Source organism: Curtobacterium sp. 22159 (assembly GCF_052045775.1).
In the GTDB taxonomy this organism is placed as follows: Bacteria; Actinomycetota; Actinomycetes; order Actinomycetales; family Microbacteriaceae; genus Curtobacterium.
The window spans coordinates 153,982-167,539 of sequence record NZ_JBQEPN010000008.1 but is presented as its reverse complement, the minus strand read 5'-3'; the positions used below and the strand labels follow the sequence as shown (position 1 = coordinate 167,539).

Annotated in this window: 11 protein-coding genes; 6 read left to right on the top strand and 5 right to left on the bottom strand. The window is 71.9% G+C overall.

The features are described from left to right. Positions 1–13: 13 nt before the first annotated feature. The 3 genes from ACTJKO_RS11350 to zapE all read right to left on the bottom strand — a co-directional run bounded on the left by ACTJKO_RS11350 (position 14) and on the right by zapE (position 3,187). On the bottom strand, positions 14–661 hold the full coding sequence (locus tag ACTJKO_RS11350; RefSeq protein ID WP_440688703.1) for a tyrosine-protein phosphatase: 648 nt from the start codon (positions 659–661) through the stop codon (positions 14–16). A gap of 154 nt (positions 662–815) precedes the next feature. Beyond that, positions 816–2,090 (bottom strand): ammonium transporter, encoded by a 1,275-nt coding sequence (locus tag ACTJKO_RS11345; RefSeq protein ID WP_440688701.1) that lies wholly within the window; start codon positions 2,088–2,090, stop codon positions 816–818. 146 nt (positions 2,091–2,236) lie between these two features. After that, the gene (gene zapE, locus ACTJKO_RS11340; protein WP_440688743.1) at positions 2,237–3,187 is read right to left on the bottom strand and encodes a cell division protein ZapE; all 951 of its coding nucleotides are present in this window, start codon (positions 3,185–3,187) and stop codon (positions 2,237–2,239) included. A gap of 201 nt (positions 3,188–3,388) precedes the next feature. Here zapE and ACTJKO_RS11335 point away from each other — a divergent pair, with 201 nt between their 5' ends. Beyond that, complete coding sequence (locus ACTJKO_RS11335) at positions 3,389–4,300, top strand: sulfurtransferase (RefSeq protein ID WP_440688699.1); 912 nt, start codon at positions 3,389–3,391, stop codon at positions 4,298–4,300. Beyond that, entirely contained in the window at positions 4,297–4,743 is a 447-nt protein-coding gene (locus tag ACTJKO_RS11330) for a SufE family protein (RefSeq protein ID WP_440688697.1), read from the top strand. Before ACTJKO_RS11335 ends, ACTJKO_RS11330 begins: the two co-directional genes overlap by 4 nt. Before the next feature lie 61 nt (positions 4,744–4,804). Here the strand turns inward: ACTJKO_RS11330 and ACTJKO_RS11325 are convergent, their stop codons facing one another. Next, on the bottom strand, positions 4,805–6,028 hold the full coding sequence (locus ACTJKO_RS11325) for an alpha/beta fold hydrolase (RefSeq protein WP_440688695.1): 1,224 nt from the start codon (positions 6,026–6,028) through the stop codon (positions 4,805–4,807). Between the two features lie 23 nt (positions 6,029–6,051). Between ACTJKO_RS11325 and ACTJKO_RS11320 the strand changes: the two genes are divergently transcribed. The 4 genes from ACTJKO_RS11320 to ACTJKO_RS11305 all read left to right on the top strand — a co-directional run bounded on the left by ACTJKO_RS11320 (position 6,052) and on the right by ACTJKO_RS11305 (position 11,434). Continuing rightward, entirely contained in the window at positions 6,052–6,636 is a 585-nt protein-coding gene (locus ACTJKO_RS11320; RefSeq protein ID WP_440688693.1) for a DUF3000 domain-containing protein, read from the top strand. Between the two features lie 127 nt (positions 6,637–6,763). Further along, complete coding sequence (locus ACTJKO_RS11315; RefSeq protein ID WP_440688741.1) at positions 6,764–7,954, top strand: HRDC domain-containing protein; 1,191 nt, start codon at positions 6,764–6,766, stop codon at positions 7,952–7,954. Positions 7,955–8,060: 106 nt separating this feature from the next. Next, on the top strand, positions 8,061–9,293 hold the full coding sequence (locus ACTJKO_RS11310) for a thiolase family protein (protein WP_440688691.1): 1,233 nt from the start codon (positions 8,061–8,063) through the stop codon (positions 9,291–9,293). A 2-nt stretch (positions 9,294–9,295) separates the two neighbouring features. Further along, complete coding sequence (locus ACTJKO_RS11305; protein WP_440688689.1) at positions 9,296–11,434, top strand: 3-hydroxyacyl-CoA dehydrogenase NAD-binding domain-containing protein; 2,139 nt, start codon at positions 9,296–9,298, stop codon at positions 11,432–11,434. 126 nt (positions 11,435–11,560) lie between these two features. Here ACTJKO_RS11305 and dxs read toward each other — a convergent pair whose 3' ends face one another. Then, positions 11,561–13,435: a 1-deoxy-D-xylulose-5-phosphate synthase gene (dxs, locus tag ACTJKO_RS11300; RefSeq protein ID WP_440688739.1), complete on the bottom strand. Its 1,875-nt coding sequence runs from the start codon at positions 13,433–13,435 to the stop codon at positions 11,561–11,563. Positions 13,436–13,558: the final 123 nt, after the last annotated feature.

Genomic DNA, 13,558 nt, shown 5'->3' with positions numbered 1-13,558 from the left:
CGCCTCCCGTACGTCACAGGCGGGCGATCTCGTCGTCGCGCAGGCCGATGCTCCGCAGGAAGTCGTCGACCGAGCCCCAGCGACGCTCGACGTGCTCGATCACGGTCACCATGGTCTCCGGGACGCAGCGGTGCGCGATGGCGGTCGCCTCCGGGTCGGTGCTCGCGGCGCGCTCGGCGGCGAACCGCTCGACCAGGCGGGCCGCGCTCGCGGCGTAGTCCGCTCCCACGGTGTCGAGGTCCGCGCCCCAGTGCCGGGCGAGCAGCGCGCTCACGACGCCGGTGCGGTCCTTGCCCGCGGCGCAGCACACGAGGACGTCCCCGGCGGCGGCGGCGACGGCACGGAGCGCCGCTGCGATCCCGGACCGGTGGCGTCCGAGCCAGTCGATGTACTGGTCCTCGAGCTGGACGGCGTCCTCGGCGGACTCGAGCGGCGAGTCGGGGTCGAACAGCGGGACGGCCCGGTACGCGGAGGACGCGGCGAGCGGGTGCGGGAGGGCCGCGGCCTCGTCGACCCGACGGAGGTCGACCACCGCCGCGAGGTCGGCCGGGTAGGCGTCCGCGTCGACCCGCTCGGTGTTCGCCCGGTACACGGTGCGTCGGCGGCCGCGCTGCAGACCCGGTCCCCCGACGGGGCGGAGGTTGGTCAACGTCGTCGTCATGCGTCCACCCTGCCGCACGGAGGCCCGGCCGCACCGACACCTGCCGCGCGGACACCTGCCGCGCGGACACCTGCCGCACGGACACCTGCCGCACGGACGACGGGCCCCGCGCCTGCTGTGTGCGCGGGGCCCGTCGTGCGGGTGGTGCGTGGTGCTACCGGACGGTGACCGGGGTGTCGTCACGCTCCTCGTAGAGGACGTAGCCCTCTTCGCCGTGCACCGCGGTGTCGATGCCGGCGACCTCGTCCTCGGTGGTCACACGGAAGCCCATGGTCTTCTCGATGATCCAGCCGATGACGAACGCGAGGACGAAGGAGTACGCACCCACGGCGCCGGCGGCTGCGGCCTGCTTGCCGAGCTGCGCGAACGAGCCCGAGTAGATCAGACCGGTGCTGTTGGCGAAGATGCCCAGGTAGAGCGTGCCGAAGATGCCGCCGACCAGGTGGACGCCCACGACGTCGAGCGAGTCGTCGAAGCCGAGCTTGTACTTCCAGTCGATCGCGAAGCAGCAGATGATGCCCGCGAGGAAGCCGAGCAGGATGCCCCAGCCCGGGGTGAGGTTGGCGCAGGCCGGGGTGATCGCGACGAGACCGGCGACGGCGCCCGAGGCGGCACCGATCGACGTGGCCTTGCCGTCCTTGAGCTTCTCGATGAGCAGCCAGCCGAGGACCGCGGCGGCCGGGGCGGCGAGCGTGTTGATCCAGGCGAGGGACGCGGTGCTGTTCGCGGCGCCGGCGGAACCGGCGTTGAAGCCGAACCAGCCGAACCAGAGGATCGCCGCACCGAGCAGGACGAACGGCGGGTTGTGCGGCTTGTGCGCGCCCTTGGCGAACCCGACGCGCTTGCCGAGCACGAGCGCCAGCGCGAGACCCGCGGCACCGGCGTTGATGTGCACCGCGGTGCCACCGGCGAAGTCGATGACGCCCCACGTCGCGGCCCAGCCCGAGGTGAGGTTGAACACCCACGAGGCGACCGGGAAGTAGACGACCGTCACCCAGATACCGGCGAAGACCATCCACGCGCCGAACTTCGCGCGGTCCGCGATCGCGCCGGAGATCAGCGCGACGGTGATGATCGCGAACGTGGCCTGGAAGCCGACGAACGCGAGGTCGGGGTACGGCGCGGCGAGCCTCACGGCCTGCGACTGCTCGAACGCCTGGCCGAGGCCGATCTGGTTCCAGTCGATGCTGAAGAAGCCGACGATGCCGCTGACGGCGGTGTGCGGGCCGGTGTTGGCGAAGGAGATCGCGTAGCCGTACAGCACCCAGAGGACGCCGACGAGCGCGATCGCGCCGAAGGACATCATCATCATGCTGATGACGGACTTGGCCTTGACGAGACCACCGTAGAAGAAGGCAAGGCCGGGTGTCATGAACAACACCAGTGCGGCCATGATCATGATGAAGCCGGTTTGGCCCTGATCGAGCATCTGTTCACCTCTCGCGAATGCAGTGCGGCTCTTGGTCCGCCTCGGGTGCTGCTGAGTCTGGCGAGGTGAGGTTTCGTGAGGGAGCACGATGTGTTTCGCGGGTGTAACGCCACCGCCCGCTGTGTAAACGTCGTGTTTCGTGGCCCTCAGTCGGCGGCGCGGGTGAGCGCGACGACGCGGCTCGCGGCGCGGAGGTACTTCTTCCGGTACCCGCCGCCCAGCATCGACTCCGGGTAGACCTGGTCGAGCGGCGTCCCGGACGCGACGATGCGCACCTGGGCGTCGTACAGGCGGTCCACGAGCGCGACCCATCGCAGGGCGTCGGTCTGGTCCGTGAACGGCCGGGCGTCGGTGAGCCCGACCGCGTCGAGCCCGTCGACGAGTGCGACGTACTTCGACGGGTGCACGCTCGCGAGGTGCGCCACGACGGCGTCGAAGTCGTCGAGGGTCGTGCTGCCGGCGGGGAGCGCGGCCGCGACGTCGTCGACCACCCGGGCGGACTCGTCCACGGCCCGCCGGCGGTAGTCGAGGCCGTCGATCCGCATCGTCTCGAACCGGTCCGACATCGCCTGGATCTCGCGGAGGAAGTCCTGTGCGGCGAACCGTCCCTCGCCGAGCGCCCCCGGCGGGGTGTTCGACGTGGCGGCGAAGCGTGTGCCGGACTCGGTGAGCTCCTTGATGAGCCGCGTCATCACCATCGTGTCGCCCGGGTCGTCCAGCTCGAACTCGTCGATGCAGACGAGCGACGTCCCCCGGAGCAGGTCGACGGTGCCCTGGAACCCGAGCGCCCCGACGAGGGCGGTGTACTCGATGAACGTGCCGAACGTCTTCCGTCCGGGCTCCGCGTGGTACGCCGCGGCGAGCAGGTGCGTCTTGCCGACGCCGAACCCGCCGTCGAGGTACACGCCGGACTTCGTCGGGGCCTCGGCCTGCTTCCGACGGCCGAACAGGCCACGCCTCGCGGGCTCGGGCCGGGTGGCGACGAACGCCTCGACCGCGTCCCGCACGGCCGCCTGCGACGGGTACTCCGGGTCGGGACGGTAGCTCGCGAAGGATGCCCCCTCGAACTGCGGCGGCGGGACGAGTGCCGCAGCCATCTGCTGCGGGGTCACCTGCGGGTCACGGTCGACGAGGTGTGCTGGCGCTGGCAATCGAGACCCTCCGGGAAGCATGTCGTGCGGTGTCACGTTGCAGGAGTCGAACGGCACGTCCGCGTACCGTTGCCCACGGGCACCGACGACCGATCCTAGTCCGGTGCCGCCACGACGACCCGTCGCCAGCACACTGGAGGTACCCCGATGACCGCACCGGTCGACCCGTCCGAGAAGTTCGCCGCCTACGCGCACCCCGAGCGCCTCGTCTCCACCGCGTGGCTGCAGGAACAGCTCGACGGCGGAGCCGGGTCCCCGGACCTGGTGGTGGTCGAGTCCGACGAGGACGTCCTCCTCTACGAGACCGGCCACATCCCCGGCGCGGTGAAGATCGACTGGCACACCGACCTCAACGACCCGGTCCAGCGCGACTACGTCGACGGCGAGGCGTTCGCCCGGCTGGTCGGCGGCAAGGGCATCGCCCGCGACACCACGGTCGTCATCTACGGCGACAAGAACAACTGGTGGGCCGCCTACGCCCTCTGGGTGTTCACGCTGTTCGGGCACGAGGACGTCCGGCTCCTCGACGGCGGTCGGGCGAAGTGGATCGCCGAGGACCGCGCGCTGACGACCGACCGCACCGCCGTCACCCCGGTCGAGTACCCCGTGGTCGAGCGCCGCGACGAAGCGGTCCGGGCCTTCAAGGACGACGTGCTCGCCCACCTCGGCAAGCCCCTCATCGACGTGCGGAGCGCCGCCGAGTACGACGGGTCACGCACGACCGCGCCGGACTACCCGGAAGAGGGTGCGCTCCGTGCCGGTCACGTCCCGACCGCGGTGAACATCCCCTGGGCGACCGCCGCCGCCCCGGACGGCACCTTCAAGAGCCGCGAGGAGCTCGACGCCGTCTACCGCGAGGGCGCCGGCATCGGCGACGCCGACGAGGTCATCGCCTACTGCCGCATCGGCGAGCGGTCGAGCCACACCTGGTTCGTCCTGCAGCACCTGCTCGGGTACGACAACGTCCGCAACTACGACGGCTCGTGGACCGAGTGGGGCAGCGCCGTCCGCGTGCCGATCGCCGTCGGGTCCGAGCCGGGTACGATCCCCAACCGATGACCGACGAACTCCCCCAGTCCCTCGCCGAGATCCGCGACGACTTCGCCGAACTGTCCCAGCAGGACCGCCTGCAGCTGCTCCTCGAGTTCTCGGACGAACTCCCGGCGCTGCCGGAACGGCTCCAGGGCCACGAGGACGAGCTCGAACGCGTCGAGGAGTGCCAGTCCCCCGTCTTCATCACGGTCACCGTGGGAGCGGACGGGGACGCCCCCGACGTCGTGCGCATGCACGCCACCGCGCCGCGCGAGGCGCCGACCACGCGCGGCTTCGCCTCGATCCTCGCGCAGGGCCTGTCCGGCCTGACCGCCGCGCAGGTGCTCGCCGTCCCGGCGGACTACCCGCTGACGCTCGGGCTGAACGAAGCCGTCAGCCCGCTGCGGATCCGCGGCATGGTCGGGATGCTCGGCCGGGTGCAGCGGCAGGTGCGGGCCGCGGTCGCGTAGCCGCCACACGGACGGGAGGCGCGGTGCNGCACCGCGCCTCCCGTCCGTGTCGTCCTGCGGTCTACTGCGCGCGCGTCGCGCTCGAGGACTGCACCACCTCGGTCAGCCACGCGAGGATGCGGGCGTCGAACCAGTCGGCGTCGTGGTTCCAGAGCTTCGTGTGCCGGGCGACCGTCTGGACCTCGAGCCGCACGATGTCCGGCCGCGCCTCGGCGAGGGCGTGCGATGCGGACGACGGCACGAACCCGTCGTCGTCGCTGTGCATGAGGAGGATCGGGACCCGGAGCTCGTCCGCGCGGGCCACCATGTCGAGCTCACGGAGGTCGACGGGCTGACGCAACCCGGTGAGACGGTGCAGTACCGGGGTGCGGAGGAGCCGCTGGGCGACCTTCCGGACCGGCCGGGGCAGGCGCAGCAGCTGGCTCTGCGACTTCAGGACCGCGTGCCAGTCGACCACCGGCGACTCGAGCACGACGCCGTCGACGAGGTGCGCGAACCGCGAGCGGAGCAGTGTCTGCAGCACCACCGCACCGCCCATCGACCACCCCATCATGACGACGCTCGTCGCGCCCTCGCCGGCGACCCAGCGCAGCACCGCGTCGATGTCCTCCCACTCGGTGCTGCCGAGACCGTAGCGGCCGTCGACGCTCCGCGGTGCGACGCCGTCGTTGCGCCACGACGCGAGGACGACCGAGTACCCCGCCGCGCGGAAGACCGGGACCGCGCGGATGGTCTCCGCGCGGGTGACACCGCGACCGTGCACGAGGACCGCCCAGGGTGCCTCGGGGTCGTCGGCGCGGACGACCCAGGCCGGGGCGGGCCCGTTCGGGGTGGGGACGTCGACGTCCTCGACCGGCACGTCGAGCTCCCCCGGGGTGAGGTAGAACCACCCACCCCAGCGCCCCTTCCGGGCTGCGGTGGGGTCACCGGCGTCGATCGCGATGATGCGGCGGGTCACGGTGGTGTCGGTCGTGCCGAGCACCTCGCCGACGCGCATGTGGCCGGTGCCGCCGCCGAACCAGAGGCTGTACCGCCCCTGGAGTTCCGTGTCTGCCGTGCGCTCGAGGGTCACCGTCCGACGGACCGGGTCGACGGCGTGGATCGGGACGCGTTCGGACCGCTTCCGGTCCGGCGTGACCACCGCGCGGGCGACGGCCGCGACGAAGCCCCCGAGGACGGCCGTCCCGACGGCGGCGGCGGCGATCCCGGTGCCGAGCGCGACGAACCCGGCCGATCGTGCGGTCTCCTGGACGACGTCCTCGGCGGGTCGCGCGGATCGGGACATGGTCCGGAGCCTAGTCTGCATTCGTGTCCGAAACCCGAGAGCCCGACGCCTTCGCGCGGCTCCGTGCGTTCGTGGCGTCCGGGGGCACCCGAGCCGAGACGACGATCACCGAGATCCCCTCCCCGTCGCGCATCGCACCCTTCTCGATCGCCCTCGCCGCGGACGTCTCCGGTGCGGCGCACGGCATCGACTCCGACCTCGGCACCGGCCGGTTCATCGCGCTGTACGACCCGTCCGAACCGGAGGGCTGGGGCGGCGCGTTCCGGGTCGTCACGTTCGCCCAGGCACCGCTGGAACCGGAGATCGGCGTCGACGAGTTCGTCGCCGACGTGACCTGGAGCTGGCTCGTGGACGCCCTGGCCGCGCACGGCGCGACGTACGACCACGCCTCGGGGACGGCGACCAAGATCATCTCGCGGGGGTACGGCGACCTCGCGGCGCAGGGCGACGGTGCACAGCTCGAGCTGCGCGCCTCGTGGACGCCGCGTGGGGACGACCTCACCGCGCACGTCGAGGCGTGGGAGGAGATCGTCGCGATGCTCGCCGGTCTGCCGCCCGCGTCGGACGGCGTGACCCTGTTGGCCCCGAGGAGGCTCGCACGTGACTGACCCCGCTGCTCCGGCTGCGTCCCAGGCGGCGTCGGAGCCCGCCGTGCCCGCGGCGGGCGACCCCACGGCCGGTGCGGCCGCCGCTGGTGGGTCCGTCGCGCCCGCGTACGAGGCGTCGCACGAGACGGTGAAGGTGATCGACACGCGCGATGAGTACCTCGACGCCGTACGGGCGATCGCGGCCGGACACGGTTCCGTCGCGGTCGACGCCGAGCGCGCCAGCGGGTACCGCTACTCGCAGCGCGCCTACCTCATCCAGGTGTTCCGCCGCGGAGCGGGCGCGTTCCTGTTCGACCCGATCGGGATCGGCGACTTCAGCGAGCTGCAGGACGCGATCGTCGACGAGGAGTGGCTGTTCCACGCCGCCTCGCAGGACCTCGCCTGCCTGCAGGAGGTCGGCCTGGTCCCGACCCGGATCTTCGACACCGAGCTCGGCGCCCGCATCGCCGGCTTCCCCCGGGTCGGGCTCGGCGCGGTCGTCGAGCAGCTGCTCGGCATCACGCTCGCGAAGGCCCACTCGGCCGCCGACTGGTCGACCCGGCCCCTGCCGCAGTCGTGGCTCGTGTACGCGTCCCTCGACGTCGAGCTGCTCCCCGACCTCCGGGACGAGCTGGCAGCCCGGCTCGAGTCGGCCGGGAAGACCCGCATCGCCCAGGAGGAGTTCGCCGCGGTGCTGACCCGCGCGCCGAAGCCCCCACGCGCCGAGCCCTGGCGGCGCTTGTCGGGCATGCACTCGCTCCGTGGGGGTCGCGCGCTCGCGATCGCCCGGGCGCTCTGGACGGCACGGGACGCCTACGCCCGCGAAGCCGACATCGCCCCGGGCCGCACGATCCCCGACTCCGCCATCGTCGCGGCCGCCGCGGCGAACCCGGCGTCGAAGGGCGAGCTGAGCGGCGTGAAGGCGTTCACCGGCCGTGCGAGCCGGACCGAGCTCGACCGCTGGTGGGCCGCCGTCGAGGAGGGCCGGACGACGGACGACCTCCCGAAGCTCCGCGGCACCGGTGAGGCCACGCTGCCACCGCCGCGGGCGTGGGCCGACCGCAACCCCGCTGCCGACCGCCGGTACAAGGCCGCACGGGCCGTCGTGCTGCGACGCGCGGAGGAGCTCGACCTGCCGGTGGAGAACCTGCTCACGCCCGACACCCTGCGCACGGTGTCGTGGGAGCCGCCCACGCCGATCACCGCCCAGAGCGTCGGTGACGCGCTGGCGTCCCACGACGCGCGCCCGTGGCAGGTCGAGGCGACGGCACCGCTCATCGCGGAGGCCTTTGTCGAGGCTGCACAGGAGCCTGCTGCCGAGAGCAACAACGAGTCGTAGGAACGCCCCAACCGGCATGCGTCCGCCCAGGATCGGGGCATAGCGTCGGTGGTGCACGCCGGGTCGGACCCGGCCGGGCGGGGCGGAACGTGCCCCGACCTGATCGATGAGGATCTGGAGGCCCAGATTGCCAAAGGCAGCAGACGTCGTCTTCGTTGACGGTGTCCGGACACCGTTCGGACGAGCCGGAGAGAAGGGGGTGTTCTGGAAGACCCGCGCGGACGACCTCGCGGTGCACGCGATGCGCGGGCTCCTCGACCGGAACGCCTTGTTGGACCCGGCCGCGGTCGACGACGTGGCGGTGGCGGCCACCACCCAGCAGGGCGACCAGGGGCTCACCCTCGGCCGGACCGTCGGGATGCTCGCGGGCCTGCCGAAGTCGGTCCCCGGGTACGCGATCGACCGCATGTGCGCCGGCGCCATGACGAGCGTCACCACGCTCGCCGGGGCCATCGCCTTCGGCGCGGCGGACGTCGCCATCGCCGGCGGGGTCGAGCACATGGGCCGGCACCCGATGGGGTTCAACGCCGACCCGAACCCGCGCTTCGTCGCGGAGCGCATGGTCAACGGTGACGCGCTCGTGATGGGCAAGACCGCGGAGCGTCTGCACGACCGCTTCCCCGCGATCACGAAGGACCGCACGGACGCCTACGCCGTCCAGTCGCAGCAGCGCTACGCCGCCGCCTGGGCCGCGGGCAAGCTGCAGCCGGACCTCGTCCCGGTCGAGGTCAACAAGGGCGAGGGCTGGGACATCGTCACGAGCGACGAGCCGCCCCGCCCCGAGACGACCCTGGAGGCGCTGGCCGCGTTGAAGACGCCGTTCCGCCCGCACGGACGGATCACCGCCGGCAACGCCGCGGGCCTGAACGACGGCGCCACGATGAGCCTCATCGCGTCGGCCGACGGCGCGAAGCAGCACGGCCTGCCGACGAAGATGCGCATGGTCTCGTTCGCGTTCGCGGGCGTGGACCCGGAGGTGATGGGCATCGGCCCCGTCCCGGCGACCGACAAGGCCCTCGCCAAGGCCGGTCTCACGATCGACGACATCGGCCTGTTCGAGATCAACGAGGCGTTCGCCGTCCAGGTGCTCGCGTTCCTCGACAACTACGGCATCCCGCAGGACTCCGCGAACGTCAACGCCTGGGGCGGTGCGATCGCCGTGGGGCACCCGCTCGCCTCCAGCGGTGTGCGACTCATGACGCAGCTCGCGGCACAGTTCGCCGAGCGTCCGGACGTCCGGTACGGCATCACCACGATGTGCATCGGGCTCGGCCAGGGCGGCACCGTGATCTGGGAGAACCCGAACTTCAGCAAGTCCGCGGCACGGAAGGCGGCCTGAGCATGACCATCGTCGACAACGACCGGCTTCTCGCCCTCAGCGCGGACGAGGTCGTCACCCACTCGTACGTCAAGCACGTGGCGCTGCCCTCCGGCGGCACCCTCGCGCTCATCACGCTCGACAACGGCAAGGACTACAAGCGTCCGAACACCCTCGGGCCGCGCACGCTGCACGAGCTGTCCGGCGTCCTGGACACCCTCCGCACGGAAGCGTCGGCGGGCACGGTCCAGGCCGTGGCGATCACGGGCAAGGAGTACTGCTTCGCCGCCGGCGCCGACCTGTCCCAAGCGGCCTCGGTGCCCTCACGGGACGTCGCCCACGACCTCGCCGCCCTCGGGCACGCGACGCTCCGGAAGCTCTCCGACCTCGGCGTCCCTTCGTTCGCGTTCATCAACGGCATCGCGCTCGGCGGGGGTCTCGAGATCGGCCTGCACTGCACCTACCGCGTGTTCTCGTCGGCGGCGCAGGGCATCGGGCTGCCCGAGGTCTTCCTCGGCATCATCCCCGGCTGGGGCGGCGCGACCCTGCTCCCGCGGCTGATCGGGCCCGAGCGCGCGCTCCGCGTCATCGTCGAGAACCCGCTCAAGAACAACCGGCTGATGGACGGCCCCGCCGCGGTCGAGCTCGGGATCGGCGACGCGCTGATCCCGTCGGTGACGTTCCTACCGTCCGCGGTGGCCTGGGTCGACGGTGTCGTGAGCGGTCGCACGAAGGTGGTCCGGAAGAACGAGCCGGGCATGATCGAGAAGGCCGCGTGGGGCACGGTCGTGAAGGTCGCGCGCGGGCAGGTCGCCGCGAAGATCGGCACGGTGCCGAAGTCGCCGTTCCGCGCGCTCGACCTCGTGGCGGCGGCCAAGTCCGGCTCGCTCGACGAACGCTTCGCCGACGAGGACGACGCCCTCGCCGACCTCATCTCCGGTGACCAGTTCGCCGCGTCGATGTACGCGTTCGACCTGGTGCAGAAGCGGGCGAAGCGGCCCGTGGGCGCTCCCGAGGGCGTCGAGCCGAAGAAGATCACGAAGGTCGGCGTGCTCGGCGCGGGTCTCATGGCGTCGCAGTTCGCGCTGCTGTTCGCTCGTCGGCTCGGCGTCCCGGTGGTCATCACCGACGTCTCGCAGGAGCGGGTCGACGCGGGCGTGGAGCGCATCTCCGGCGAGGTCGACAAGCTGCTCGACAAGGGCCGCGTCTCCCCCGACGACGCGAACCGCATCAAGGCGCTCGTGAGCGGGTCCGTGTCGTACGACGCGTTCGCCGACGCCGACTGGGTGATCGAGGCCGTCTTCGAGGAGATGAGCGTCAAGCAGGAGGTGTTCCGGAAGATCGAGCAGGTCATCGCGCCGGACGCGATCCTCGCCACGAACACGTCGTCCCTCTCCGTCGACGAGATGGCGTCCGTGCTGGCGAACCCCGAGCGGCTGGTCGGCTTCCACTTCTTCAACCCGGTCGCGGTCATGCCGCTGCTCGAGGTCGTCAAGGCGTCGAAGACCTCGGACGAGGCACTCGTCACCGCCCTCGCCGTCGCGAAGACGCTCAAGAAGACGGCGATCATCACCGCCGACCAGCCGGGCTTCGTGGTCAACCGGGTGCTCGCCCGGGTGCTCGGGGAGGCGATGCGCGGCGTCGAGGAGGGCACCCCGTTCGAGACCGTCGCGCAGGGTGCCGCACCGCTCGGCCTGCCGATGTCCCCGTTCGAGCTGCTCGAGCTCGTCGGTCTGCCGGTCGGCGCGCACGTGCTGGACTCGCACCACGCGGCGTGGCCCGAGCGCTTCTACCCCGGCGACGGGCTGAAGCGGATCGCCGAGTTCGGGCACATCCTCACCCGCGACAAGAAGGGCAACGCGACCGGCTACGACCCGGCGGCCGTGAAGCTCGTCGCGCCCGCGAAGAAGGACGCGAAGCCCGTCGACGCTGCCGAGATGCAGCGGCGCTTCGAGGACGCCCTCGCCGACGAGCTGCACCGCATGCTCGCCGACCGGGTCGTGCAGCACGTCGAGGAGATCGACCTCGGTCTCATCCTCGGCGCAGGCTACCCGTTCCAGGCCGGCGGCATCAGCCCGTACCTCGACCGCTCCGGCGCGTCGGAGCGCGTCTTCGGCGGCACGTTCCACGACCCGCTGATCGTGGGCCCCGCCTCCCGCTGACGCGGCCCGGCGCCCTGCGTCGAACCGCGGGACCGACATCGAACCGCCCCTTGCGGCTGGTTCGATGTCGGTTCCGTGGTTCGGTCCCGCCCCGCGCGCCCGCGACAGCCCTGCGAACGCGACGCGTCAGCGGTCGGCGGACTCCCGCGACCGCGCCGGCTTCGCCTGGGGCACCTTCGTCCCGACGACCTGGTCGATGACGTCGCGGGCGATCGCCTGCGCGGTGAGCCCGACGTCCGTCAGGATCTCGGAGCGCGACGCGTGGTCGATGAACTCGTCCGGCAGGCCGAGCTCGTTCACCCCGGTGTCCACGCCGGCCGCGCGCAGGTCCTGCCGCAGGCGCGTGCCGACACCGCCGACCCGCACGCCGTCCTCGATGGTGATGACGAGCCGGTGGTCCCGCGACAGGTCGATGAGCGACGCCGGGATGGGGACGACCCACCGCGGGTCCGCCACCGTGACCCCGATGCCCTGGGACTCGAGGAGCGCCGCGGCGTCGAGGGCGATCGGCACCATCGAGCCGACGGCCACGACGAGCACGTCGGGTTCTTGATCGGCCGACGGAGAACGGAGCACGTCGACGCCGTCCGGCAGGCGCCGGAGGGCGGGGATGTCCGGGCCGACCTGGCCCTTGGACCAGCGCAGGACCGTCGGGGCGTCGTCGACGGCGACGGCCTCGCGGAACTCCTCCCGCAGGGTGGCGGCGTCGCGCGGGGCCGCGATGCGGATGCCCGGGACGACCTGCAGCAGCGCGAGGTCCCACATGCCGTGGTGCGACGGGCCGTCGGGGCCGGTGATGCCCGCCCGGTCGAGGACGAACGTCACGCCGGCCCGGTGGAGCGCGACGTCCATGAGCACCTGGTCGAACGCCCGGTTCAGGAACGTCGCGTAGAGGGCAACGACCGGGTGCAGACCACCGAACGCGAGCCCGGCCGCGGTCGTGACGGCGTGCTGCTCGGCGATGCCGACGTCGATGACCCGGTCGGGGTGCCGCTCCTGGAACAGGTGCAGCCCGGTCGGCCGGAGCATCGCCGCGGTGATCGCGACGATCCGTTCGTCCTCCGAACCGACCTCGGCCAGGGTCTGCGCGAACACGGAGGTCCACGACGGGCCCGAGCTCACGTCGAGCGACTCCCCCGTCTCGGGGTCGATGTGCCCGACCGCGTGGAACTGGTCGGCCTGGTCGCGGAGCGCCGGCTCGAAGCCGTGCCCCTTCTCGGTGATGGCGTGCACGATCGTCGGTGCGCCGTACTCCTTCGCCTGCCGGAGCGCGGCCTCCATCGCACGCTGGTCGTGTCCGTTGACCGGCCCGATGTACTTGATGTCGAGGTTCGAGTACAGGGCTTCGTTGTTCGTGAAGCGCGACAGGAAGCCGTGCAGACCGCCGCGCATCCCGCGGTAGATCGCCCGACCGGGTGCGCCGAAGTGCCCGGCGACGGCCCGGGTCGTCTCGTAGAGCGCCCGGTACTCGCGACGGGTCCGGACGGAGCTGAGGAACCGCGCCATGCCGCCGATCGTGGGGGCGTACGAGCGTCCGTTGTCGTTGACGACGATCACGAGTCGGCGGTCGTTGCTGTCCGAGATGTTGTTGAGCGCTTCCCAGGTCATCCCGCCCGTGAGCGCGCCGTCACCCACGACGGCGACCACGGTGCGGTCGGCCTGACCGGTCTGGACGAACGCGCGGGAGATGCCGTCCGCCCACGACAGCGACGACGAGGCGTGCGACGACTCGACGATGTCGTGCTCCGACTCGCTGCGCTGGGGGTACCCGGCCAGGCCGCCGCGCTCGCGCAGTCGTGAGAAGTCCTGCCGCCCCGTGACGAGCTTGTGCACGTACGACTGGTGCCCGGTGTCGAACACGAACGGGTCCCGCGGGGAGTCGAACACGCGGTGCATCGCCAGCGTCAGCTCGACCACGCCGAGGTTCGGGCCGAGGTGTCCGCCGGTCTTCGCGACCTCGGCGACGAGGAACCGGCGGATCTCGGCGGCGAGGTCCGTCATCTGCGCGTCCGACAGACGCTTCAGGTCGCGCGGCGACGAGATGCTCGAGAGCAGACTCACGGGCGCTCCTTTCGTGGGGCTGATCCCTCACCATATCCGCGGAACCAGATGACGGACTGGAGG